The 23,801-nt window shown below is 63.5% G+C and carries 21 protein-coding genes and 1 pseudogene; 10 read left to right on the top strand and 12 right to left on the bottom strand.

Going from position 1 to position 23,801, the window contains the following annotated elements:
- Nucleotides 1-45: 45 nt before the first annotated feature.
- The 4 genes from DI606_RS05940 to DI606_RS05925 all read left to right on the top strand — a co-directional run bounded on the left by DI606_RS05940 (nt 46) and on the right by DI606_RS05925 (nt 4,059).
- Nucleotides 46-1,047, top strand: coding sequence for a PhoH family protein (locus DI606_RS05940; RefSeq protein ID WP_293980557.1), 1,002 nt, complete (start codon nt 46-48; stop codon nt 1,045-1,047).
- Nucleotides 1,044-1,556: an rRNA maturation RNase YbeY gene (gene ybeY, locus DI606_RS05935; RefSeq protein ID WP_293980556.1), complete on the top strand. Its 513-nt coding sequence runs from the start codon at nt 1,044-1,046 to the stop codon at nt 1,554-1,556. The genes DI606_RS05940 and ybeY overlap by 4 nt, the downstream gene beginning before the upstream one ends.
- Nucleotides 1,557-1,564: 8 nt before the next feature.
- Nucleotides 1,565-2,494, top strand: coding sequence for a hemolysin family protein (locus DI606_RS05930; protein ID WP_293980554.1), 930 nt, complete (start codon nt 1,565-1,567; stop codon nt 2,492-2,494).
- Nucleotides 2,495-2,682: 188 nt separating this feature from the next.
- Entirely contained in the window at nt 2,683-4,059 is a 1,377-nt protein-coding gene (locus tag DI606_RS05925; protein ID WP_293980599.1) for a DUF2142 domain-containing protein, read from the top strand.
- 54 nt (nt 4,060-4,113) lie between these two features.
- On the opposite strand, the pseudogene DI606_RS20320 reads toward DI606_RS05925, so the two are convergent.
- From DI606_RS20320 to DI606_RS05905, 4 genes and pseudogenes are all read right to left on the bottom strand, one after another.
- Nucleotides 4,114-4,479 (bottom strand): annotated as a pseudogene (locus DI606_RS20320) (phosphatase PAP2 family protein); the annotation flags it as partial.
- 172 nt (nt 4,480-4,651) lie between these two features.
- A complete protein-coding gene (lpdA, locus tag DI606_RS05915) occupies nt 4,652-6,049 on the bottom strand; it encodes a dihydrolipoyl dehydrogenase (RefSeq protein ID WP_293980553.1) in 1,398 nt (465 codons plus the stop codon).
- Nucleotides 6,050-6,062: 13 nt separating this feature from the next.
- A complete protein-coding gene (locus DI606_RS05910) occupies nt 6,063-6,464 on the bottom strand; it encodes an acyl-CoA thioesterase (protein ID WP_293980552.1) in 402 nt (133 codons plus the stop codon).
- On the bottom strand, nt 6,464-7,771 hold the full coding sequence (locus tag DI606_RS05905; RefSeq protein ID WP_293980551.1) for a pyruvate dehydrogenase complex dihydrolipoamide acetyltransferase: 1,308 nt from the start codon (nt 7,769-7,771) through the stop codon (nt 6,464-6,466). Before DI606_RS05905 ends, DI606_RS05910 begins: the two co-directional genes overlap by 1 nt.
- A 185-nt stretch (nt 7,772-7,956) precedes the next feature.
- Here DI606_RS05905 and DI606_RS05900 point away from each other — a divergent pair, with 185 nt between their 5' ends.
- Entirely contained in the window at nt 7,957-8,412 is a 456-nt protein-coding gene (locus tag DI606_RS05900) for a universal stress protein (protein ID WP_293980549.1), read from the top strand.
- 6 nt (nt 8,413-8,418) lie between these two features.
- Here the strand turns inward: DI606_RS05900 and gor are convergent, their stop codons facing one another.
- Together gor and pgi are read right to left on the bottom strand one after the other, a co-directional pair.
- Nucleotides 8,419-9,765 carry a glutathione-disulfide reductase gene (gor, locus tag DI606_RS05895; protein ID WP_293980547.1) on the bottom strand — a complete coding sequence of 449 codons (1,347 nt, stop codon included), beginning with the start codon at nt 9,763-9,765 and terminating at the stop codon, nt 8,419-8,421.
- A 72-nt stretch (nt 9,766-9,837) separates the two neighbouring features.
- The gene (pgi, locus tag DI606_RS05890; protein WP_293980546.1) at nt 9,838-11,343 is read right to left on the bottom strand and encodes a glucose-6-phosphate isomerase; all 1,506 of its coding nucleotides are present in this window, start codon (nt 11,341-11,343) and stop codon (nt 9,838-9,840) included.
- Nucleotides 11,344-11,523: 180 nt separating this feature from the next.
- Between pgi and lepB the strand changes: the two genes are divergently transcribed.
- From lepB to era, 3 genes are all read left to right on the top strand, one after another.
- The gene (lepB, locus tag DI606_RS05885) at nt 11,524-12,348 is read left to right on the top strand and encodes a signal peptidase I (protein ID WP_293980545.1); all 825 of its coding nucleotides are present in this window, start codon (nt 11,524-11,526) and stop codon (nt 12,346-12,348) included.
- Nucleotides 12,303-13,028, top strand: a complete 726-nt coding sequence (gene rnc, locus DI606_RS05880) for a ribonuclease III (RefSeq protein ID WP_293980544.1) — start codon at nt 12,303-12,305, stop codon at nt 13,026-13,028. Before lepB ends, rnc begins: the two co-directional genes overlap by 46 nt.
- 79 nt (nt 13,029-13,107) lie before the next feature.
- Entirely contained in the window at nt 13,108-14,016 is a 909-nt protein-coding gene (gene era / locus DI606_RS05875; RefSeq protein ID WP_293980542.1) for a GTPase Era, read from the top strand.
- A 16-nt stretch (nt 14,017-14,032) separates the two neighbouring features.
- Here era and topA read toward each other — a convergent pair whose 3' ends face one another.
- From topA to DI606_RS05855, 4 genes are all read right to left on the bottom strand, one after another.
- Nucleotides 14,033-16,597, bottom strand: a complete 2,565-nt coding sequence (gene topA, locus DI606_RS05870) for a type I DNA topoisomerase (RefSeq protein ID WP_293980540.1) — start codon at nt 16,595-16,597, stop codon at nt 14,033-14,035.
- Nucleotides 16,598-16,708: 111 nt separating this feature from the next.
- Nucleotides 16,709-17,791 (bottom strand): DNA-processing protein DprA, encoded by a 1,083-nt coding sequence (gene dprA / locus DI606_RS05865; protein WP_293980538.1) that lies wholly within the window; start codon nt 17,789-17,791, stop codon nt 16,709-16,711.
- Nucleotides 17,788-18,387, bottom strand: a complete 600-nt coding sequence (gene plsY / locus DI606_RS05860; RefSeq protein WP_293980536.1) for a glycerol-3-phosphate 1-O-acyltransferase PlsY — start codon at nt 18,385-18,387, stop codon at nt 17,788-17,790. The genes dprA and plsY overlap by 4 nt, the downstream gene beginning before the upstream one ends.
- Nucleotides 18,388-18,466: 79 nt before the next feature.
- On the bottom strand, nt 18,467-19,543 hold the full coding sequence (locus DI606_RS05855; RefSeq protein WP_293980534.1) for an acyltransferase: 1,077 nt from the start codon (nt 19,541-19,543) through the stop codon (nt 18,467-18,469).
- A 117-nt stretch (nt 19,544-19,660) separates the two neighbouring features.
- Here DI606_RS05855 and murI point away from each other — a divergent pair, with 117 nt between their 5' ends.
- Both murI and hemA read left to right on the top strand, forming a co-directional pair.
- A complete protein-coding gene (murI, locus tag DI606_RS05850; RefSeq protein WP_293980533.1) occupies nt 19,661-20,464 on the top strand; it encodes a glutamate racemase in 804 nt (267 codons plus the stop codon).
- Nucleotides 20,465-20,639: 175 nt separating this feature from the next.
- Nucleotides 20,640-21,866, top strand: coding sequence for a 5-aminolevulinate synthase (hemA, locus tag DI606_RS05845; protein WP_293980531.1), 1,227 nt, complete (start codon nt 20,640-20,642; stop codon nt 21,864-21,866).
- A 36-nt stretch (nt 21,867-21,902) separates the two neighbouring features.
- Here hemA and DI606_RS05840 read toward each other — a convergent pair whose 3' ends face one another.
- Nucleotides 21,903-22,556, bottom strand: coding sequence for a class I SAM-dependent methyltransferase (locus DI606_RS05840; protein ID WP_293980530.1), 654 nt, complete (start codon nt 22,554-22,556; stop codon nt 21,903-21,905).
- Nucleotides 22,553-23,773, bottom strand: coding sequence for a DUF3419 family protein (locus tag DI606_RS05835; RefSeq protein ID WP_293980528.1), 1,221 nt, complete (start codon nt 23,771-23,773; stop codon nt 22,553-22,555). The genes DI606_RS05840 and DI606_RS05835 overlap by 4 nt, the downstream gene beginning before the upstream one ends.
- Nucleotides 23,774-23,801 lie beyond the last annotated feature (28 nt).

The raw sequence follows: 23,801 nt of genomic DNA, 5'->3' as shown, positions 1-23,801 counted from the left end.
TTTGTGGCGAGAAGAGGGAAAAAGACGAGCAAGGGAGGCCGCTGAATGCCTAAGAAACCCAGCCAGCATCGCACCGACGCGGCAGAGCGCGCCCGGCTCGAAGTCACATTCGACCGCCCCCATCTGCTCACGACGCTGTTCGGACAATATGACCAGAACCTCGTCGCGATCGAAAACCGTTTGGGCGTCTATATCGCAGCGCGCGGCAACAAGCTTCAGATCGAGGGCGAAGCCGAAGCGGCGGCGCGGGCGCGCGACGTGATGACCGGGCTCTACAATCGCATCGTTGCGGGGCAGGAAATCGACACCGGCGCGGTTGAGGCGGTGATCGCCATGTCTTCCGAACCGACACTGGACGGCATCATCCGCCAGGACGTAGCCGAACCGCCCAAGGTCATGATCCGCACGCGCAAGAAGACCATCGTCCCACGGTCGGCGACTCAGGTGACCTATATGGAGGCACTCACTCGCAACGACATCATCTTCGCGCTGGGACCGGCAGGCACGGGCAAGACTTACCTGGCCGTGGCGCAGGCAGTGAGCCAGTTGATCTCCGGCAGCGTGGACCGGCTCATCCTCTCACGACCGGCGGTGGAGGCTGGCGAGCGACTGGGATTTCTGCCGGGCGACATGAAGGAGAAGGTCGACCCCTATCTACGCCCGATCTACGATGCATTGTACGATACGCTGCCTGCCGAGCAGGTCGAGCGGCGGATCGCCAGTGGCGAGATCGAGATCGCGCCACTCGCCTTCATGCGCGGTCGCACACTCGCCAATGCCTTCATCGTGCTCGACGAAGCGCAGAACACCACCATTGCGCAGATGAAGATGTTCCTCACCCGTTTTGGCGAAGGGAGCCGCATGGTTGTGTGCGGCGATCCCAAGCAGGTCGATCTGCCGCAGCCCGGCGTGTCGGGCCTCGCGGATGCCGTGGCACGGCTTCAGGGCGTGGACGGCATCGCCATGGTGCCCTTCGGCATCGGCGATGTCGTGAGGCATCCGGTCGTCGGTCGGATCGTGCAGGCCTATGAAGGGCCGGATGCGTGATAGAGGTTGCTTTGCTTCATGAAGGCGGCTGGCCTCAGGCGGACTGGGATTTGCTGGCGCAGCGAGCCGTTGCGGCGGCGATTGCGCACAGCCCCTATGCGCATTTCGCGCACGACCGGACCTTTTACGAAATCGCAGTCAAACTGACGTCCGACGAGGAAGTCCACAATCTCAACCGTGCCTATCGCGACAAGGACAAGCCCACCAACGTCCTCTCCTTTCCGATGGTGCAGGACGACCTGCTTCAGGCGACGGCAAATACCGACGATGGCGAAGTGCTGCTCGGCGATATCGTGTTAGCCGAGGGAGTGTGCGTCGCCGAAGCGGCGGATAAGGGCGTGCCTGTCGCGGATCATGCCACCCACCTTATCGTTCACGGCACTTTTCATTTGCTCGGTTATGACCATATGGACGACAATGAGGCCGAAGCGATGGAAGCGCTGGAAATTGCGGCGCTGGCGTCGCTTGGGCTTTCCGATCCCTATGGGGACCGGCAACTAGGGGATTGAAAGACATCATGGCTGACGACGGCACCACTTCGAAAGAAGCGGACAGTAGCAGCGAAGGCGGCATATGGAGCGGCATCAAGTCGCTCCTCTTCGGCGAGGGCGAGGAGACCAGTCTTCGTAAGGAACTGGAAGAAGCGCTCGACGAATATGATGAGGACAGCCAGGGCAGCGACGGCGCGGTCCCGGCCAAGGGCGATCTTTCCGCCATCGAACGGCAGATGGTGCGCAACCTCCTGCATTTTTCCGAACATACGGTTGACGATGTCGCGGTGCCACGCGCTGACATCGTCGCCATCGAGGAAAAAGCGAGCTTCGATGAACTGGCGGCTCTTTTCGCTGAGGCGGGGCACAGCCGTATTCCCGTTTATCGCGAAAATCTCGATACCATCGTGGGGATGATCCACATTCGCGACGCCTTCGCTATTCTGGCGGGGAAAACTGCGGTGCCCGAGACGCTTGAGCCGCTCATCCGCCAGCCGCTTTACGTGCCCGAAAGCATGGGTGCGCTGGACCTTCTGGCGGAGATGCGCGCCAAACGCACCCACCTCGCCATCGTGCTCGACGAATATTCGGGCACCGAAGGCCTGCTGACATTCGAGGATCTGGTCGAGGAAATCGTCGGGGAAGTCGAGGACGAGCATGACGACGCGCCCGAAGCGATGCTGATCCCGCTCGACGGCGGCCTGTGGGAAGCCGACGCGCGGGCGGAACTGGACGACGTGGCCAAGGATGTCGATCCCAGGCTGGCAGATGTCGAGGAAGATGTGGATACGCTGGGCGGCCTCGCATTCGTGCTGGCAGGCCGGGTTCCCGTGCCAGGCGAGATACTGAATCATCCTGAAAGCGGGTGGAAACTGGAAATCGTCGCAAGCGACGGTCGACGCGTGACCCGGTTGCGGTTGCATCCTCCTGTAGGCACGGAACTGCCCGAGGAGTAAGCGAAGGCGCTTTCGCGCACCGGAAACATCCGACAATCGTCGCGAAATATTAAGCCCGCCGCTCTAGGGCAGCGGTCATGCGGGAAGAGCGGGCAGGACTGAAAGGCGCAGGGCGTTCGACCGGGATAAGTCCATCGATATGGACTGGACCGGAAAAGTGGCTGCTGGGCTTGATCGTCGCTGTCACGATGTTTTTCGTAATCGTCACGCCACCTTTTCAGGCCCCCGACGAGAACCAGCATTATATGAAGGCGCTGGCCCTTTCGGAGGGAGGCGTGCTCACGCGCAAGCGTGGCGCGATGATCGGGGCCGATCTACCCCACGCCGCCCATGCCATTCACGCTGCCGACTTCCCCACCGAAGGACCGCCGATACTGCGCCGGTTCCACCGAGACGCACTAGCCCGCAGCGCCGCAGCCGATGAGGGACGTCCGGGCCGCAGCTTCGGCGATTTTCCCAATGTCGCCAGCTATTCCCCGACGCTCTACGCGCCGGGCAGTGCGGGAATCCTGCTGGGTCGCTGGGCCGGTTTGCCATGGATTCATGCCTTCTATGCAGGGCGCTTCGTCAATGCCCTGACCGGACTGGCATTATTGTTCGCCGCGCTTCGGCTACTGCCCTTCGGTCGCAACGCGATGCTGGGCGTCGCTCTGCTGCCGACCTTCGCCTATCAGACCGGATCGCTTTCGCCCGACGCGATCATCAATGGGCTGGGGTTTCTCGGGCTGTCACTTGCTCTGCGCATAGGGGTCGGCGGAGCGACGCGGGGGCATTCGGCCGCGCTGATCGTAACCGGTCCGCTGCTGGCGTTGTGCAAAGGGGTCTATCTACCGATGCTCGCCGCAGGGCTGCACTGGCCTTTGCTCAGGCAGGACAGAAGGCTCCCGATTATCGGCGCGACAATGGCGATCGGTGCAATCGCCTTCGTGATGTGGATGCAGATGTCGGGCGGCAGTCAGGCGCTTTATCACATCCAGTCACGCAAGACCGGTGAAACGACGATGACCGCGCCTTTGCGCGACCAGCTTGCTCTCATCGTCGCCGATCCGACCGGGTTTGCCCGTCTCCTCGCCGACAGCGTGCGGGAGCGTGTGCCTGTCTATATGCTTCAAATCGTGGGTCGTTTCGGATGGAACGCGATCCTGATGCCCATGCTGGCCTATCCGCTCGCTTTCCTGATGCTCGGGGCCAGCATCCTGAGCGGTGCAGGCGTGCGGTTCGGGATCGGGCAGCGGCTCTGGTGGCTGGCGGTCGCAATCGGCGTCGCGCTGCTTATCGAAACCGCCATGTATCTGACCGGCACTCCACTTGGCGCGGACTATATCCAGGGCACGCAGGGACGTTATTTCCTGCCCGTCCTGCCGCTCGTCCTACTTGCGCTCTCGCCCGAGCGCGGATGGCGCGGCGCGGCGCGACTGCGTATGTTGAGCGCCATTCCCCTATCGATGATCGCGGCGGTGACCGCGTTCGACAGTTTCTGGGTTCACGGTTTCGTCACCCGCGACGGGATGCCCCCGCATGGCAGCGTTGCGCGCACCCTCGTCCTTCCGTCGCCCCGATGGTAGCCAGATACTGCACAAGGCCAGCCAGCCAGCCCCCTCGATCCATCCGGCGCTGACATCGCTCGGCCAGTGGACCCCCAGCCATACACGGCTGACCCCGATGAGCGCGATCATTGCGGCGGCAGCCGCAAAGGCCCTCCGCGTTCCGGCTAGCATCGCCAGCGCGCCAAAGATCATCATGTTGCCAGCCGCATGGCCACTGGGGAAACTGTAGCTATGGACGATATCCAGATGCGGTAGCAGGTCAGGGCGGGGCGCTGCAAAAATCTGCTTCAGTACCAGGTTGAGGGCAGTCCCAAATGCAATCGTCAGCGCCAGCCACAGCGCCGACCTCCACCGCCCGAACCACGCCAACGGGGCCAGAAACACGCCGAGCAATGCCAGCCGCCCCGCCGTCCCGCCAATGGCGGAAGCAAGGCGCATCACCGTCGTGATGTGACCGCCCAACACCGTATCCCGCGCCCGGCCACAGGCCGCCATCAACCCGACGTTCAAACCATCGAGCCACCCCGCTCTCTGCATCGTCGCGATCAGCAGCACGCAAAAAAGCGCGAGGACGAAAGCCCCCGCGCCTTTTGCCGGCGATAGACACCGGTCAGATATGGAGCGCACGCCCATATGCGGCGAGCACGCTTTCATGCATCGATTCCGAAATCGTCGGGTGCGGGAAGACGGTGTGCATCAGTTCCGCCTCGGTCGTCTCCAACGTCTTGCCGATGGTATAGCCCTGGATCATCTCGGTCACTTCCGCGCCGATCATGTGAGCGCCCAGCAACTCGCCGGTCTTGGCGTCGAACACGGTCTTGGTAAAACCTTCCGCCTCGCCGAGCGCGATTGCCTTGCCGTTGCCGATGAAAGGGAACATCCCGACCTTAACGTCATAGCCCGCTTCCTTCGCCTTGGCTTCGGTCAGGCCGACGCTGGCGATCTGTGGGTGGCAATAGGTGCAACCCGGAATGTTGCGCGCATCCATCGCGTGCGGATGCTTGCCCGCAATCGCCTCGGCGGCGATCACGCCCTCGTGACTCGCCTTGTGCGCCAGCCATGGCGGAGCGGTGATGTCGCCGATGGCCCAAAGCCCCTCGACATTGGTACGGCACATTTCGTCCGTCTTGAGGAAACCGCGATCGTCCACAGCAACGCCCATTTCCTTAAGGCCGATATCGGCAGTATTGGGGACAATGCCGATGGCGGCGATCATATGGCTGAATTCGCCGGTGCTCTCCTTGCCCGACTTGTCCTTCAGCTTTGTCGACACGCCCTTGTCCGTCACTTCGATGCCGCTGACGGCAGCACCGGTCATGATGGTCATGCCCTGTTTTTTCAGCGCCTTTTCGAGGAAGGCGGATACGTCCGCGTCTTCCACGGGGACGATGCGGTCCATCATCTCGACGACCGTCACGTCCGCGCCCATATCGTTGTAGAAGCTGGCAAATTCGATCCCGATCGCGCCGGATCCGATGACAAGCAGCTTGGTGGGCATTTCAGGCGGCGTCATGGCGTGGCGATATGTCCACACGCGCTTGCCGTCCGCTGGCGTGCCCGGCAAGTCGCGCGCACGGGCCCCGGTCGCGAGGATGATGTTCTTTGCGGTCAGTTCCTCGGTCTTGCCGTCCTTCGTAACGGACAGCTTGCCTTTTCCTGTCAGCTTGCCCTCGCCCATGTGCACGGCGATCTTGTTCTTCTTCATCAGGTGCGTAACGCCCTGATTGAGTTGCTTGGCGACGCCGCGCGAACGCTTGACCACGGCTGCGATGTCAGCGCTGATCTTTTCCGCCGCCAAACCGTAGTCGCCGGCATGTTGCATATAGTGGTAGATTTCAGCCGAGCGCAGCAGCGCTTTCGTCGGAATGCAGCCCCAGTTAAGGCAGATGCCCCCCAAATTCTCGCGCTCGACGATTGCGGTCTTGAGGCCCAGTTGCGCCGCGCGAATCGCCGCGACATAGCCGCCGGGACCGGAACCCAGAACGATGAGATCGTAATTCTCAGCCATGATGTCTTCTCTCTTACTCTGCCGTAAGCGGCGGCACGGAACGGGGCTGGCGATCCTCGCCGATCGCCACGAAAGTGAAAGTCGCGCGTGTTACGCGATAACTGCGGTCGTCATGGCGGGTGCGGCGCCACGCTTCCACGTCGATCTTCATCGACGTGCGCCCGACGGATTTAAGGGTTGCGAAGACCGAAACCTCATCGCCGACCACCACCGGGCGCAGGAAGGTCATGCCCTCGACCGCGATGGTGACGGCACGGCCATGGCTGTGGCGCGCCGCCACCGAACCAGCCGCCGAGTCCATCACGCTCATCAGCCACCCGCCGAAGATATCCCCGTAAGGATTGGTATCGGCGGGCATGGCGATCACGCGCACAGCCGGACTCGTTGCTGGTGGCTGTTCGTCGATATGCCCCATCAGGCGAGGAGGCCCATCGGGTTTTCGATCAGTTCCTTGAACACCTGCATCAGCCGTGCGCCATCCGCGCCGTCGATGGCACGGTGGTCGAAGCTGCCGGTGGCCGACATGACGGTCGCGATCTGCACCGCGTCGTCGACGATATAGGGCCGCTTCTCACCCGCGCCGATGGCCATGATCATGCCCTGCGGAGGATTGATGACGGCTTCGAACTGCTTGATGCCGAACATGCCCATGTTCGAAAGCGAGGCCGTGCCGCCCTGATATTCTTCCGGCTTGAGCTTCCCTTCCTTGGCGCGCGAGGCAAGATCCTTCATCGCGGTCGAGATGGCGGCGACGCCCTTGCCGTCGGCTTCGGTGACGATCGGCGTGATAAGCCCGCCGGGGATGGAAACGGCGACAGAGATGTCGGCACGCTTGAATTGCAACATCTGGTCGCCCGCGAACTGCACATTGCATTCGGGCACCTGAACCAGCGCGACGGCCAGCGCCTTGATCAGCAGATCGTTGACGGAGAGCTTCACCTTGCGGCTTTCGAGGCCCGCATTCAGCTCTCCGCGCAACTTGAGAAGTTTGTCGATCCGGATATCGACGGTGAGGTAGATATGCGGCACCTGCTGCTTGGATTCGGTGAGGCGGCGCGCAATCGTCTTGCGCATACCGTTGAGCTTGATGACTTCATGCGGAATGCCGAAATCCTGGGCCGCCTGGGTGGTGGGTGCTGACGCCGCAGCAGGTGCGGGTGCAGCGGCGGCGGCAGGGGCGGAAGACGCAGGTGCAGCGCCGGGCTTCGCGCCGTCGATGTCCGCTTTCACGATCCGGCCGTTGGTACCTGTGCCCTTGACGCCCGCCAGGTCGATCCCTTTGGCTTCGGCAAGGCGGCGAGCCAGCGGGCTGGCCTTCACGCGATTGCCGGACGACGGAGCGGCGGCGGGCTTTTCCGGCACCGCGTCGGCCTTGGGCGCGGGCGCTTCTTCCGCCTTCTCCGGCACGGGATCTGCCTTCGGCGCCGGTGATGCCTTAGTGCCTTCTCCAGCGCTCGACGCAGCCTCGGCAACGTCTTCGCCCTCTTCGGCGATGATCGCGATTACGGTGCCGACCTTTACGCCTTCCGATCCTTCGGAAACCAGAATCTTGGCGACAATACCCTCGTCGACCGCCTCGAACTCCATGGTGGCCTTGTCGGTCTCGATTTCCGCCAGAAGATCGCCCGAAGAGACCGTATCGCCCTCCTTCACCAGCCATTTGGCCAGCGTTCCTTCCTCCATCGTCGGGGAAAGGGCAGGCATCTGGATCGTCTTGCTCATGGGTGGGGCCTCTTCATGATTATGCGGCATTCGCCATTTTGACGCCCCGTTTCCACCCATTCGCCGGATCGGTCAAGCAACGCCTTGCGCAAGGCCAGATTATGGCCCACATTTCACCTTATAGGTTCAAGGAGCTTCGGGGGCCCCTCAGGAAACCCGAAATTCCATAATGGGGACGATGCCGAGTGCGCACATATCTGGTCGTAGTGGACGAATCGCCAGAGGCCGAAACCGCGCTGCGCTTCGCGGCGCGGCGCGCGGCCAAGACGGGCGGCGCGGTTCGCATTCTGGCGCTTATCCCGCCCGCCGAATTCGTACAGTGGGGCGGCGTCCAGGCGACGATGGAAGACGAAGCGCTGCAACGCGCCGAAGCGCTGGTAACAAGCGCGGCAGGCACGCTGTCCGACGAATCCGGTATCCGTCCCAGCATCACCGTTCGCCAGGGGGAAGCCGTGGCAGTGGTTCGCAAGACGCTTGACGAAATGGACGATGTCGCCGCGCTCGTTCTGGGCGCAGCCGCCTCAGGTAACCCCGGCAAACTGGTCACTCACTTTGCCGGGCCCGACGTCGGCAAACTGCCCTGCCCGCTCATGATCATCCCAGGCGGCCTGGACGCCGAAGCCGTCGACCGCCTGAGTTGAACCGCTTTATTTGAGGAGCACCAATTCCTCCGCCATGCTGGGATGCAGCGCCATTGTGTCGTCGAAATCCTGCTTGGTAAGTCCCGCCTTCACGGCAACAGCGGCAGCCTGAAGGATTTCCGGAGCATCCGGGCCGATCATGTGCAGCCCAACGACCTTGTTGTTCGTGGCGTCCACGATCATCTTGTAGAGCGCCCGCTCATCGCGGTTGGCCAGCACGTTTTTCATCGGTCGGAAATCGGACGTGTAGACCTTTACCGTCCCATATTTGTTCTTCGCCTCCGCTTCCGTCAGCCCGACGGCGGCTAGCGGCGGGTGGCTGAACACGGCGGAGGGAACGCAATTGTAATCCACCTTGCGCGGGTTGTCGCCGAATACAGTATCGGCAAAGGCATGGCCCTCACGAATGGCTACCGGCGTCAATTGCAACCGGTCCGTCACGTCGCCGACCGCGTAGATGCTTTCGCATGTCGTGCGGCTGTAATCGTCGACCTTGATCGCACCCTTGTCGTCGACTTCGACTCCCGCGTTTTCCAGCCCGAGCCCATCGGAATGGGGCCTGCGTCCGGTGGCGAACAGGACCACGTCAGCCGCGACCGGATCGCCGCTTTCGAACCGGACGCATAGCGTGCCGTCCTCATTCTTTTCGATGCGCTCCATCTTCGCGTTGAAACGGAAATTGATGCCCTTGGTCATGGAAATCTGAAGCAGCCGGTCGCGGATTTGCGTATCATATCCCCGCAGCAGGTCGCTGCCGCGATTGACCATCGTCACATGCGCACCGAACTGGTGGAAGATACCGGCAAATTCATTGGCGATGTAGCCACCACCCACGATGACGATGCGGCTGGGGCATTGATCGAGATGGAACACCTCGTTGGAGGTAATGCCATGCTCGGCGCCGTCCACTTCCGGCACCACGGGCCAGGCCCCGGTTGCAACGAGAATGACCTTGGCCGTCACTTCCCGCCCGCTCGATAGCTTCACACCATGGGGTCCGGTGATGGTGGCGCGGTCCTTGATAAGCTCGACCTTGTGGCTGGAAAGCGTATTGCCATACAGTCCTTCGAGCCGGTCGACATCAGCCAGCACATTGTCGCGCAGCGTCGTCCATTCGAACCCGCAATCGGGCACATTCCAACCGAAGCGGCGCGCATCCTTCAAATCCTCGGCAAAGTGCGCGCCATAGATAAGCAGTTTCTTGGGAACGCAGCCTCGGATGACGCAGGTGCCACCGACACGATATTCCTCCGCCACCGCGACCTTTGCGCCATGCGCCGCCGCGACGCGCGACGCGCGCACCCCGCCGGACCCCGCACCGATGACGAAAAGGTCGTAGTCGAACTCGCTCATAGAAGGCCTCCGCTTGTGTCGGGCGGATATGGCGAGTGAGCGGGCGAGTTACAAACGGGAAGTGCGCGCCGGTCAGCCTTCGCCCAGGGCCAGATCGATCAGGGCCATGGTAGACGGATCGAACCCGGTCGGTCCGTTCGCTTCGATGGACCTTGCGATTTCCTTGCCCAACTCGACCCCAAACTGGTCGAAGGGGTTGATTCCCATCAGTACGGCATTGGCGAAGGTGCGATGTTCGTAGAATGCGATCAGTGCCCCCAGCGCCTCGGGCGTCACGTCATCCATCAGGATGGTGGTCGACGGTCGGTTGCCAGGATAGGCGCGCGCCGGATCGTCTGCGTTCTCCTTACCTCGCAGCAGCGCCGCGCCCTGCGCGAAGCAATTGACGAGCAGCGCACGATGATGCGCGGGGTCGAGCGTGTTTCCCGGCTCGATAGACGCGATGAATTCGACCGGCGTCAGGATAGTGCCCTGATGTAGCAACTGGAAAACCGCATGCTGGGCATCGGTGCCGACGCCGCCCCAGGTGATGGGCGCTGTAGGCCCGTCCACGGGCGTTCCGTCGCGCTTCACGCTCTTGCCATTGCTCTCCATCTCCAACTGCTGAAGATAGGAGGGTAGTAGCGCCAGCCGCTCGTCATAAGCGAACAGCGCGCGCGTCTGGCAACCGAGCACGCCGGTATAATATTGATCGACGAAAGCGGCGATCAGCGGCGCATTCTCGTGCGGGGCGGACAGGCGGAAATGGCGGTCCATGGCCGCCGCGCCTTCCAGCAGGCTCTCGAACGCGTCCCACCCGAGCGCCAGCGCCGCCGGAAAGCCGATGGACGACCAGAGGGAATAGCGCCCCCCCACGGATTCCGAGAATGGCAGGATGCGCGTTTCATCCACACCCCATTCGATCGCCTTGTCAGGCGCGGCGGTCAGCGCGATCACCTTTCCATAGGGATCGTCGACGCCCGACTCGACCAGCCAGTTGATCGCACTCGCCGCGTTCAGCATCGTTTCGGTGGTCGTGAAGGTCTTGGAAGCGACGGCGATCAGCGTCGCATGCGGATCGAAATCCGAAATAGCCCTTTCCAGCGCGGTGCCATCGACATTCGAAACGATGGCAACGTCATACCGCACGCCGTCGCCATCCAGCGCATCGACGATCAGCTTGGGGCCGAGCGCCGATCCCCCGATCCCGATGTGCAGGATGTGGCGGATGTCTCCCAACGCGCCCGCCTCGATCGCGTCGATCAGCGCGCGCATCCGCCCATGCAGCACCTTTGCCCGGGCGACGCTGTCGGCATTGCCTTCCCCCCGTTCGGCGGGATGTTCGGCTGCACGTCCTTCGGTATTGTTGACCGCAAAGCCCGAAAACAGGGCGTCCCGCTGCTGCGCGAAGCCCTGCGCCTGCGCCAGCGAAATGAATCCCGCCATGAGATCGTCGGTCAGATGCGTCTTGGACCAGTCGAAACGGAGCGGCCCCTGCGTCAGCACCATTTTTTCGAGCCGGCCTGCGTCGGTGTCGAAGATGGACTTGAGATCGGCCTTGGGAAGCGCGGCGATGGCCGCCAGTGCAGGGCTGGTCATGCGGAAAGGGTCCTTTGCGTGTCGTTGGTCGAGATCGACGCTGCACCGGTCGATTCTGTCCTTCCTAGACCTCTTGGCCGCATTATGCACCCTCCGCCATGCTTGACGCAGGCATAGCGACGCCGCAAAAGCCGCAATGAGCCCTTTTCCGGGTGACTAGAAGGACGAAACGCACCCTCCATGACCGCCAAATCCGAAACACGGGATTTCCTCTGGTTTCTCGTCAAGCTGGGGTTGTTCGTCTTCATCCTGCGCAGCTTCATCGTATCGCCCTTCAACATCCCGTCGGAATCGATGCAGCCGCGGCTGCTGATCGGCGACTATCTGCTGGTTGCGAAATGGCCCTACGGCTATTCGCGCTATTCGCTGCCTTTCAGCGTGCCGCTGATCCCCGGACGCATCCTCGCCTCGACGCCGCAGCGTGGCGACGTGGTGGTGTTCAAGGCGCCGCCCAATCAGAAGAACGACTATATCAAGCGCGTGATCGGCTTGCCCGGCGACATGATCGCGGTGCGCGGCGGCACGGTCTATCTGAACGGCCAGGCGATCCCCAAGCAGAAGGTAGCGGACTTCGTCATCCCGGTAACGCCCAACATGGTGGACGCCGCGACCAAGGAAGGCGCGCCCTCCCCCTGCTACCGCCCCAATTTCGAGGAGGCCGCGCCCGGCGGCGGGCGCCAGTGCCGCTACCCGCAATATCGCGAGACGCTGCCTGGGGGGAAAAGCTATAACGTTCTCGACCTCGTGCCGGACGGCGCGGCGGACGATCGCGATACGGTGCTGGTGCCCGAAGGCCATCTCTTCATGATGGGCGACAATCGCGACCGCAGCGCCGACAGCCGCTTTCCCGCGGTCGAAGGCGGCGGCATCGGCCTCGTTCCTGAAAAGAATCTGGTGGGCAAGGCGCTGATTTCCGTCTTTTCGACCGATGGCAGCGCCAACTGGCTGCTGCCCTGGACATGGGTTTCCGCTGCACGGTGGAGCCGCATCGGGGAAGGCTTTTGAATGTGAGCGTTCCCCGGCCGGACACCGATGGATGGCTGAAAGATCTGATCGGCCGTCCACCCATGGACCGCGCTGCCTTCGAACAGGCGCTGACCCACGGCAGCGCCAGCCCGGCCAATTATGAGCGGATCGAATTTCTGGGCGACCGGGTGCTGGGCCTGCTCATCGGGGAATGGGTCTATGACCGCTTTTCCGACGAGCCGGAAGGCAAGCTGTCGCGCCGCTACAATGCCCTCGTGTCCGGCGAAACCTGCGCGGAAATTGCTCGCGACGTAGGCGTGCCCAAGCATCTGATCCTCGGCAAGCAAGCGCGGGACGATGGCGCGGCGGGCAGCGACAATGTGCTGGGCGACGTGATGGAGGCGCTCATCGGCGCGCTGTATCTGGAGGGAGGACTGGAGGAAGCGCGCGCGCTCGTCCGCCGCCTTTGGGGCGACCGCGTCGACACGCAGACCAGCGCGCCACGCCACCCCAAGTCCGCGCTTCAGGAATGGGCCGCGGCCAACAAGCGCAAGCCGCCGGAATATATCCTGACCGACCGGTCAGGGCCGCAGCATTCGCTGCGCTTCACCGTTACCGTCTCGATCAAGAATGCAGGCGAGGCGAGCGCCACCGGCGCATCGAAACAGGAAGCGGAAACCGCAGCGGCCAAAGCGCTGCTGGACAAGCTGGCGGGTTGAGCCGCTTCCGCTTTCCCGGCAAATCCCCTAGACATCGACGTCCCCCCGTAATCGACCGGGGTGCCGAACGGAGCATCAATTGAACGTTTCTGAACAAGATCAACGCTGTGGCGTGATCGCCGTCGTCGGCGCGCCGAATGCAGGAAAGTCCACGCTGGTGAACGCACTGGTCGGGCAAAAGGTAGCGATCACCAGTCCCAAGGCGCAGACCACGCGCACCCGTGTCATGGGTGTCGCCATCGAGGGCGATACGCAGATCGTACTGGTCGACACGCCGGGCATCTTCGCGCCCCGGCGGCGACTTGATCGTGCCATGGTGCAGGCGGCCTGGGGCGGCGCGCAGGGGGCGGATCTTATTGCGCTGATCGTGGACGGCAAGGCGGGCCTGGGGCCCAAAATGGAGCCCATCGTAGAGGCGCTGATCCATCGGCCCGAACGCAAATGGCTGGTGCTCAACAAGGTCGATATCGCGATCAAGGAGAAGCTGCTGGTTCACACCCAGAGGTTGTATGAGCGCGTCGGTTTCGAGGAAACTTTCTTCATCTCCGCCCAGACCGGCGACGGGCTTGCCGAACTCAAGACGGCCTTCGCGAACGCGATGCCGCAGGGACCGTGGCATTTCCCCGAAGATCAGGTGTCCGACGCCACCGACCGGATGCTGGCGGCGGAGATCACCCGCGAGCAGCTTTATCATCAGTTGCACGCCGAACTGCCCTACGCCGCCGCCGTCGATACCGAGCAGTATAAGGAGCGCGAGGACGGATCGGTGGAAATCCACCAGCAGATCCTCGTTGCTCGCCCGACCCAACGCGCCATCGTGCTGGGGAAGGGAGGGCAGCGTCTCAAGGAAATCGGATCGAAAGCGCGGGCCGAACTGTCGCAGTTGCTGGGCGTCAAAGTCCACCTCTACCTTCACGTCAAAGTGAAGGAAGATTGGGAGGACGACCGCTTCATCTACCGTGACATCGGCCTGGATTGGGTGGATTGAGGCCCGGCAGCGGCGGTTATTCCGCCGCCGCCTTTTTCTTTGCCGGCGCCTTCTTCGCGGCGGGCTTTTTATCCGCCGCCTTCTTGGGCGCGGCCTTTTTCGCCGGTGCCTTTTTGCCTTTCTTGACCGGAGCCGCCGCCGCCCGCGCGTCGATCAGTTGAGCAGCTTCTTCCAGCGTCAGCGCCTCCTGCTCGATCGTCTTGGGCAGCGTCGCGTTGGTGGTGCCGTCCGTCACATAAGGGCCATAGCGGCCCGCCATCAGCTTGATTTCCGCCTCCGTGCGCGGGTGCTTGCCCAGCACCTTGAGCGGTTCGCGCGCGGACGATCCGCGTCCCCCCTTGTTCGCCGCATCGGCCAGCTTGGCGACAGCGCTGTTCATGCCGACTTCGAAAATCTCCGCCGTGTTCGCCAGCCGCCCATATTTGCCGTCATGCAACAAATAAGGTCCGAACCGCCCGATATTGGCGACGATGGGTTTGCCCGTTTCGGGATGCATTCCGACCTCACGGGGCAGGCTGAGCAGCTTTACCGCCCAATCGAGCGTCAATTCGCCATCCGGCAAATCCTTGGGGATTGACCCCCGTTTCGCTTCCTTGCCCTCGCCCATCTCGATATAGGGCCCGAAGCGTCCGGATTTCCTGACGATATCCTGCCCGGTTTCAGGATGCTGTCCCAGCATTTCGGGACCTGTATCCTCGCCTTCCTTGCCACCCGGCTGCCCGAATTTGCGCGTATATTTGCATTCGGGATAGCTGGAGCAGGCGATGAACGCGCCGAACCGTCCGCCGCGCAGCGACAATTGCCCGTCCTCGCACAGCGGGCAGGCGCGCGGGTTGGACCCGTCCGCCCGGGGCGGAAAGAGCATCGGCTCCAGAAACTTGTCGAGCGCTGCCGTAATGTCGGACGGCTTCTGCTCCATGACTTCGGCGGTCTTGGGTTTGAAGTCGCGCCAGAAGGCTTCGAGCACTTCCTGCCACTGAGCGCGGCCACCGGAAATGTCGTCCAGTTCCTCCTCCAGCCCCGCCGTGAAGTCGTACGAGACATAGCGTTCGAAGAAGCGTTCGAGGAACGCCGTGACCAGCCGTCCGCTTTCCTCCGCGAAGAAGCGGTTCTTTTCGATGCGGACATAATCGCGGTCTTTGAGCACCTGAAGCGTGGACGCATAGGTGGAAGGACGGCCGATACCCAGTTCCTCCAGCTTCTTGACCAGCGACGCTTCCGAATAGCGCGGCGGCGGCTGGGTGAAATGCTGTTCGGCGCTCACCTTCTTCTTGGCGGGGGCATCGCCTTCGCCCATGCGCGGCAACAGCTTCGAATCGTCGTCGTCGCTGTCGTCGCGCCCTTCCTCATACAGCGCGAGGAAGCCGGGGAAGATCACCACCTGCCCGGTCGCGCGCAGCGCGTGCTGTCCCGTGCCGTCGACCAGGTCGATCGTCGTGCGCTCCAGGCGCGCCGAAGCCATCTGGCTGGCCAGCGCCCGCTTGAAGATCAGGTCGTAGAGGCGCGCATGATCGCCGCCGCCCACCTTGTCGCGACCGAATTCGGTCGGGCGGATCGCTTCGTGCGCTTCCTGCGCATTCTTCGCCTTCGTCTGATACTGGCGCGGCTTTTCGGGCAGGTAGCCGCCGTCATACCGCTCCGCAATCGCCTTGCGCGCGGCAGAAATGGCGCTGCCGTCCATCTGCACGCCGTCGGTTCGCATATAGGTGATCGCGCCGTCCTCGTAGAGCTGCTGCGCGATCCGCATCGTATGGCTGGCGGAAAAGCCGAGCTTGCGCGCGGCTTCCTGTTGCAGGGTCGAGGTGGTGAAGGGCGGCGGCGGATTACGCGTGAGCGGCTTGGTCTCCACCCGGTCGACGGTGAAACGCCCGGCTTCGACATCCGCCTTCGCAGCCATCGCATCGCCTTCGCGGCCGATGGTCAGCCGTTCGATCTTCTCGCCCTTCCAGCGGATGAGGCGCGCGGTGAAGGTCTGCCCGCCCTGCTCCATCTCGGCGGCGACCGACCAATATTCCTGGGGCACGAAACTTTCGATCTCACGCTCCCGCTCGACCACCAGCCTCAGCGCAACCGACTGCACGCGCCCCGCCGACTTGGCGCCCGGCAGCTTGCGCCAGAGGACGGGCGAAAGCGTGAAGCCCACCAGATAGTCGAGAGCGCGGCGCGCGCGATATGCGTCGATCAAATCTTCGTCCAGCGCGCGCGGATGCGCCATCGCCTCAGTGACGGCCTGCTTTGTGATGGCGTTGAAAGTGACGCGGTCGACCTTCTGCGGCAGCACCTTCTTGGCACGCAGCACCTCCTGCACATGCCAGCTGATCGCCTCGCCTTCCCGGTCAGGGTCGGTGGCCAGAATCAGGCGGTCGGCCTTCTTCGCCTCGTCGGCGATGGCCTTGAGCTGCCTGCCCTTGTCGCCGTAATTCTCCCACGACATCGAAAAGCCGTTATCGGGATCGACCGACCCGTCCTTGGCGGGGAGGTCGCGGATATGGCCATAGCTGGCAAGGACGTGAAAATCGCCGCCCAGATATTTTTCGATGGTCTTCGCCTTGGCCGGCGATTCGACGATGACAAGCTGCATGACTGCCCCGGTTAGAAATCTCTCACGTATACGCGCGAGTGTGATGGGCGGCGGCGCCCCCCGTCAACCAGGGCTGATGTAGGCAAGCGGCACGCCAAGCGCCAGAGGCTTCTAGACCAGGCTGATCCGCCCGCCTGCATGACGCTCCAGCCGGCCGCCCATCTCCAGCTCCAGAAGTACGGTCTGGACCACCGCGGGCGACAGGCCCGACAGGCGGATGACCTCATCCACCGGGACCGGCGCGGGACCGAGCAGACCCAATACCGACGCGCGTTCGGACGGCGTCACGTCGCTCGAAACGGGTTCGCCCAGAAAGCCGAAGCTCTGCTGCCGGACCATGCGCGGATCGAAGCCGCCAATCGCCTCCATCACGTCCGCTGCGTTCTGCACCAGGGTCGCGCCCTGCCGGATCAGTTCGTTGCATCCCTGCGCACGCGGATCGAGCGGAGAGCCGGGCACGGCCATCACTTCCCGCCCCGCCTCACCCGCCAGGCGCGCGGTGATGAGAGAACCGGATTTGGGCGCGGCCTCGACCACCACCGTGCCCAGCGAAAGCCCGGCGATGATTCGGTTTCGGGCGGGAAAATGCCGGGCGAGCGGTTGGACGCCGGGCGGATGTTCCGTCACCAGCAGGCCATGTTCGCCGACTTCAGCCTGCAACGCCGCGTTCTCCGGCGGAAAGACGATATCGATCCCACAGGCGATGATGGCGACGGTGCCGCTCGCAACCGACCCGCGATGCGCCTCTGTATCGATCCCACGGGCAAGGCCGGATACGACCGCAGCGTCGCGTTGACCCAGATCCTGTGCCAGCGTGCGGGCGAAGCGGCATGCCGCCGCCGAAGCGTTGCGCGCACCGACGATAGCCACGCAGGGCCGCGAAGTCAGCGCGACATCCCCCTTGACGATCAGCGCGGGCGGAGCGCCCTCCATCTGGTCGAGCAGCACGGGATAATCCGCGTCGCCCATCAAAAGGTAACGCGCGCCCAAAGCCCTGCTCGCGGCGATCTCCCGCTCGACTGCGCCTGTGTCCGCCACGCTGGCCCGTCCACCGCCGCGCTGCGCCAGCATCGGGATCGCGCGCAACGCTTCGCCGGCGGAGCCGAAGCGTGCCAGCAATTGCCTGTAGCTGACCGGGCCGATGCGCGGCGAGCGGATGAGGCGCAGGCGGTCGAACCGTTCGCCCTCGCTCACCCCTTTTCAGACCCGATCTTGGGCTCCGTGCCCGTCATCAACCGCGCGATGTTCTGACGATGCCGCCATAGCAGAATGAGCGCCATTGCCAGGGCGACGGGAACCAGATCGATCCGACCGAATGCCCACATGGCGACCGGCGCGCTCACCGCCGCCGATATGCCGCCGACCGAGGACCAGCGCGTTGCGAACAACATGCCGAGCCACACGACCGCAAAGACGATGCCTGCGGGCCAAAGGAGCGCGCACACCACGCCCATCATCGTCGCCACGCCCTTCCCCCCGGCAAAGCGCAGCCAGACGGGGTAGCAATGGCCGATGAACGCCATCGCGCCCGCCATCGGCCCGCCCCCGTCGATGAGCCATGCACCGACGATGACCGCGACGGCCCCTTTCAGCAGGTCGAGCAGCAGGGTCGCCGCCGCCAGCCCCTTGCGCCCCGTGCGCAACACATTGGTCGCACCTATATTGCCCGATCCGATCTGGCGCAGATCGCCTGCGCCGCCGATGCGCGTCAGGATGATGCCGAACGGGATAGAACCGAGCAGGTAGCCAAGGATCAGAACGAACGCGGGAAGAAGCCAGGGAGGGGTCATGAAATCCGCCATTTGGAGTTGGCGCGACCATAAGCGGCCCGCCGCCCGTGGCAAGGCGAGATTGGCTCTGCTTGCGCTCTTACGCCAAGGCCGATGCTTTGGGCAGGCGCGCCTCGGTCAGCCATCGCCGCACCGGTCGGTCGATATGGACGTCGACCCACCGACCCGTCACCACCAACCCCAAGGCAAAGCCCAGGCCCAGCGCGATGGAGCCGCTACCGATGCCCAACGCCGCGACCAGCGACGCGGCGAAAGCGGAAAGGGGCACCTGCAGCAGATAGAGGGGATAGGATGCGCTTCCCAACAGGGCAGCAATCGGCTGCATAAGCCCATCCACTTTCGCCATGCAGGCGCATGCCACGATCGCTGGGACCAGGGTAGCGACGACGATCAGATCGTAGGCGGGTCGCCAGCCTTCCGGGGGAGCGGCGCACAGCATCGCAATCGTTAGGCAATATAGCAGAGACGGAGAAACCCTCGTCCATGACAACAGACCGTTGCGCCGGGCCTGCGCGATTCCAGCGCCGACCGCGAAGGAGAAAACGGCGCGCCCCATGCCCGCAGGGAACTGTTCTGCGTTGAAGCCAAGATTGAGATGCCCCGCCCTGCCCACGCTCAAGATCAGCGTTACGAGCGCCAGCGACGCGACGACCAGCGTTGTCCGGGGCGCGAGGAACCACCGCGGTCGTACGATGAAGCACAGGCTGACGAGCAGTTCCGCCAACAACGTCCATGCGACGAAATTGAGCGGGTAAAGGTCGCCCGATCCACTGCCGTCCAGCGGACAGGGGATAAGCAACAGGTTGAGCAGATAGGGCACCGCCCCAGCGCCCTGCATCAGGGCCGACCGATGCTCGCTCAAGGTCAACAGGAACATCAGGCTGCACAGTCCAGACAGCAGCGCCATAGGGTAGAGCCGCACGATACGCGCGCGCAACACCGGCCATCGACTGCCCCCGTGCGCGAGCCTGCCGCCATAGGCCTGCACCAACACCACCCCGCTGATGCAGAAAAACAGGTCGACCGCGAGATAGGCGCTCGGAAACAGTTGACCCCCGACAAAGGCGGGAACGTGGAACAGCGCTACCGCGACAGCCGCGATGCCTCGCAGAGCGTCCAGCGCCGGAAAATGCAGCCTACCCTCTTGCCCGTCCATTCGCCCGCAGGTCCCCGTTGAAACCGGGACGGTAAAGAGGAAGGGTAAAATCTTGCCTAATCGATCTTGCCGGGGCCGGGCATTGACACTCTAGCCCGCTGCCGCGACACCGGCGCGATGACGGTCGCGCCAGATGCTCCCATCCTTTTCTTCGATTCCGGTGTCGGGGGATTGTCGATCTTGGCGCCTGCGCGCGCCGCTCTGCCGACCGCGCCCATCGTCTATGCCGCCGATAGCGCGGGGTTTCCTTACGGCACCAAGAGCGAGGCGGAAATCGCCGCGCGGGTGCCGGCGCTGCTGGGTCGCCTGGTCGAACGCTATCGCCCGCGCCTCGCCGTCATCGCGTGCAACACCGCGTCCACCATCGCGCTTCAGCATGTGCGGGCGGCACTGGACATTCCTGTGGTAGGCACGGTCCCGGCGATCAAGCCCGCCGCCCTCCTGTCCAGAAGCCGTGTCTTCGGTGTGCTGGGAACTGACGCGACCGTCCGGCAGCCCTATGTCGACCGTCTTGCAGCCGAACATGGCACGGATTGCACGGTGTTGCGTCACGGATCGGCGGCGCTGGTGCAACTGGCGGAAGCGAAGCTGCGAGGGGAAACGTTGGACCCGACGGTCGCGAGCGATGCGCTGGCAGGCCTTATCCGGCAGCCCGGAGGCGACAGGATGGACATGGTCGTCCTAGCCTGCACGCATTTCCCGCTGGTCGAGGCCGAACTTGCCGCCGCTTCGCCCCGTCCGATCGGCTTCGTCCACGGCGGAGACGGGATCGCACGGCGGATCGCCTTTCTCACGGACGGGCAGCCTTGGCCCGACGAAGCGCCACCGGGCGTAGCCGTTTTCACCCGCCTCGACGACAGCATCGCTGCGCTGCGGCCCGCGCTTGCAGCCTATGGCCTTTTCGATATCGAGGCACTGTGACCGCTGGGGCCTTTTGTCCAATGGCGCGCCGCTTCGATCAGACTGATAGGGATTCTACGGTATCCCTAGGGCTTTTATGACTGGTAAAGCACTCAGGGTATAGGTAGTGCGGCATCCACGGCAGGGGATGAGGCAGCGGACAAAGGCCGCGCGAACGAATGGGAAGACGAGCGTAGTGAACTACAAGCATATCTTTTCTCAGGCGATCGACCGGCTTCATAGCGAGGGCCGCTATCGGGTCTTCATCGACATCCTGCGAAACAAGGGCGCGTACCCCAATGCGCGCTGCTTCCACGGCCATAATGGGCCCAAACCCATTACCGTCTGGTGCTCCAACGACTATCTTGCCATGGGACAGCACCCCAAGGTCGTCGCCGCGATGGAAGAAGCGCTCCACGATGTCGGCGCTGGTTCGGGCGGCACGCGCAATATCGGCGGCAACACCCATTATCACGTCGATCTGGAGGGGGAACTCGCCGACCTGCATGGCAAGGAAGGTGCGCTGCTCTTCACATCAGGCTATGTCTCCAACGAAGCGACGCTCTCGACGCTCGCCAAGCTGCTGCCGGGCTGCATCGTTTTTTCCGACGAGTTGAACCACGCCAGCATGATTGCCGGCATTCGCAATTCGGGCTGCGAAAAACGCGTTTTCCGTCACAACGATGTCGATCATCTGCGCGAACTGCTCGCGGCCGAAGACCCCGATGCGCCCAAGCTGATCGCGTTCGAGAGCGTCTATTCGATGGACGGGGACATCGCCCCGATCGCCGCCATATGCGATCTGGCCGACGAATATAACGCCCTCACCTATCTGGACGAAGTTCATGCCGTGGGCATGTACGGCCCGCGCGGTGGCGGCATTTCGGAACGGGATGCTGTCGCCGGTCGTGTGACGATCATCGAAGGAACCCTGGGCAAGGCGTTCGGCGTGATGGGCGGCTATATCGCCGCTGACCAGATGATCATCGACGTCATCCGCAGCTATGCGCCCGGTTTCATCTTCACCACCTCGCTGTCGCCGGTGCTGGTAGCCGGTGTACTGGCAAGCGTGCGCCATCTCAAGCAATCGACCGACGAACGCGAAGGCCAGCAGGCCTCCGCCGCCAAGCTGAAGGCACTGATGGCAGACGCCGGTCTCCCGGTCATGCCGTCGGTCACGCACATCGTGCCGCTGATGGTCGGCGATCCGGTAAAGGCGAAGCGGATCAGCGACATCCTCCTTGCCGAATATGGCGCCTATGTGCAGCCCATCAATTACCCGACCGTACCGCGCGGTACCGAGCGGCTGCGCTTTACCCCGGGACCGGCGCATACCGAAGAGATGATGCGCGACCTCGTGTCCGCACTCGTCGAAATCTGGGACCGGCTGGAACTGGAAAAGGCGGAACGCCGCGCCGCCTGACCGGTCGGCGCCAACGGGGAAACATCGCCCCTGGCGTCAGGCAAGCGCGGGACGACTGATCCTCGCCCTGACAGCGTAACCATAATAGAGCGCATCGACAGCAGGCTCGCCGCCCACATTGCGCGCCGCCTGAACGGTCGCTGCGGCCAGATCGGCGCGCGGCGAGACATGGAACGCCGCCAGCCACCGCAACAGCAGGCGTTTCCACCATCGCGGAAGACGATCCTGCTGTCCGAAATCGACAATCTCCAGTCGCCCGCCCGGCGCGACGCATTTCGAAGCCTGAGCCAGCGCGGCCTGCCAGTCCGGGATCATGGACAGCGCATAGCTGATGAAGACCCGGTCGAACCGCTCCTGTCCGAGCAACGCCATTGCCTCGAAGTGGGAGGCATCGGCCCGCGCCAGCATGACACGCTCGGTCATTCCAGCCTTCGCCACGGCGGCGCGTGCAGTGTCCAGCATCGCTTCGCTGATGTCGATGCCATAGAGCCGCGCCTTCGGCCAAGCCTTCCCCACCGCGATCAAATTGCGGCCCGTCCCGCATCCGATCTCCAGCACACTGCCGCCCGGCGGCGGGGAAAGGTCGGCGATCAACCCATCGCGGCCCAACAGATAATATTTCCGGGTAAGATCGTAAATGTGCCGCTGATAACGGTAGACGCCATCCATCAGCCCGCCATGATCGCTCACGGCGCGTCCTTCAGCACATAGAGGTGAACGCCCCCGTAAATCGCCGAGCGGTCGCGCGCCGTATAATCGAGTGACGCCTCGGCACGATAATCCCAGCGGCGCAGCACATCGTCGACGACCCGCCCCGGCAGAATGCTGGGCTCCCCCGCGGTGCGAAACAGAACGCGGGCACCGGGCTTGGCCGTCCGCGTGATCTGCGCCCAGAGCGCGTTCAACTGGCCGTCGTCCATCCAGTCCTGCGCGTCGAGGAGGATATAGCGGTCGCACGACGCCATGGGCTGGCTGCCGAGGAAGTCGGTGAAGTTGATGTGTCGTACGTCCACCCGCCCGGCACGCGCGCGCACGGCAGCGTGGTTGACGGACTGAAGATAGGGCGGCAACGGCCCTTCGCCCCCGTCATAGCCGCGCCCGAACGCCTGCACCGCGAAATAATTGTCCCGAAGGTCGAAGTCGCAGGCCAGTTTCTGAAGCCTCGCCTTCAGCACGCTGTCCATCCGCGCGTCTCCTGCCAGCGCCTCGAACTGGGCCGGCGGGATGCCGAGGCCGAACAGCGAAGCCGGCTGGCTCGTCAACCAGCGCACGAAGCCCCGGTCGAAAATCGGTGCCAACTCGGTTTCGAAGATCGCGCGCTGTTCCTCGCGGTTGCGCGCGTCCAGCATCCGTTTCGGGTCGACGCCATGCAGCCTTGCCAGCCAGTGTGCCGCGCCGATGAACCGTCCGAGCAGCCCATGTCGGTAAATCCCCCGCGCGAAACCGCCGATCCGCCGCCGACCGGTCAGATCGCGCCCTTCCCAATAGCGCCGCGTCGCTTCGTCGAGATGCGGGGCGACGAAATCGCGATAGGCAACGATGTTGGCCTTGTCGTCCGCTCGCGCGAAGAAACGATGAAAACTCTCGTGATCGGGCAGCGTCTGCGCGGCCTTGAGCTTCAGCCGGTTGAGCGCGATGTGCGCGGTGTTGAGATCGACCGCCGTGATGCGCGCCGGGTCCGCCGTCAGGTAAGACAGCACGTTGCACCCGCCCGATGCGATGGTCACGACATGGCAATCGGGCGTAATTGCCAGTGCTTCCATGTCAATTGCGGGGTCTTCCCAAATCTGTGCGTAAACCAGCCCGCGAAACGCGAAGGTGAAAGCGCGTTCCAGCAGCCCCTGTTTCGACAGATGCCGGTGCCGGTGCACCGCCTTCGTCACCTTGCCGTGCGTCGCTGCTGCCATGTCCCACTCCTCGCTGCCGGGTCGCTTG

Origin of the sequence: Sphingobium sp. (assembly GCF_003248505.1) — a bacterium.
In the GTDB taxonomy this organism is placed as follows: Bacteria; Pseudomonadota; Alphaproteobacteria; order Sphingomonadales; family Sphingomonadaceae; genus Sphingobium.
Note: the sequence above shows the minus strand (reverse complement) of the source record. Positions and strands in the feature narration are given on the sequence as shown.

Excerpts from the sequence above, each read along its gene's own strand:
- DI606_RS05940 (WP_293980557.1), top strand. The coding sequence starts at position 46 with ATGCCTAAGAAACCCAGCCAGCATCGCACCGACGCGGCAGAGCGCGCC.
- gor (WP_293980547.1), bottom strand. The coding sequence starts at position 9,765 with ATGAGCGAGTTCGACTACGACCTTTTCGTCATCGGTGCGGGGTCCGGC.
- murI (WP_293980533.1), top strand. The coding sequence starts at position 19,661 with ATGACGGTCGCGCCAGATGCTCCCATCCTTTTCTTCGATTCCGGTGTC.
- DI606_RS05835 (WP_293980528.1), bottom strand. The coding sequence starts at position 23,773 with ATGGCAGCAGCGACGCACGGCAAGGTGACGAAGGCGGTGCACCGGCAC.
- DI606_RS05930 (WP_293980554.1), top strand. The coding sequence starts at position 1,565 with ATGGCTGACGACGGCACCACTTCGAAAGAAGCGGACAGTAGCAGCGAA.
- rnc (WP_293980544.1), top strand. The coding sequence starts at position 12,303 with ATGGGTTTCCGCTGCACGGTGGAGCCGCATCGGGGAAGGCTTTTGAAT.
- lepB (WP_293980545.1), top strand. The coding sequence starts at position 11,524 with ATGACCGCCAAATCCGAAACACGGGATTTCCTCTGGTTTCTCGTCAAG.
- topA (WP_293980540.1), bottom strand. The coding sequence starts at position 16,597 with ATGCAGCTTGTCATCGTCGAATCGCCGGCCAAGGCGAAGACCATCGAA.
- DI606_RS05925 (WP_293980599.1), top strand. The coding sequence starts at position 2,683 with ATGTTTTTCGTAATCGTCACGCCACCTTTTCAGGCCCCCGACGAGAAC.
- DI606_RS05905 (WP_293980551.1), bottom strand. The coding sequence starts at position 7,771 with ATGAGCAAGACGATCCAGATGCCTGCCCTTTCCCCGACGATGGAGGAA.
- DI606_RS05910 (WP_293980552.1), bottom strand. The coding sequence starts at position 6,464 with ATGGGGCATATCGACGAACAGCCACCAGCAACGAGTCCGGCTGTGCGC.
- lpdA (WP_293980553.1), bottom strand. The coding sequence starts at position 6,049 with ATGGCTGAGAATTACGATCTCATCGTTCTGGGTTCCGGTCCCGGCGGC.
- pgi (WP_293980546.1), bottom strand. The coding sequence starts at position 11,343 with ATGACCAGCCCTGCACTGGCGGCCATCGCCGCGCTTCCCAAGGCCGAT.
- DI606_RS05855 (WP_293980534.1), bottom strand. The coding sequence starts at position 19,543 with ATGGACGGGCAAGAGGGTAGGCTGCATTTTCCGGCGCTGGACGCTCTG.
- plsY (WP_293980536.1), bottom strand. The coding sequence starts at position 18,387 with ATGACCCCTCCCTGGCTTCTTCCCGCGTTCGTTCTGATCCTTGGCTAC.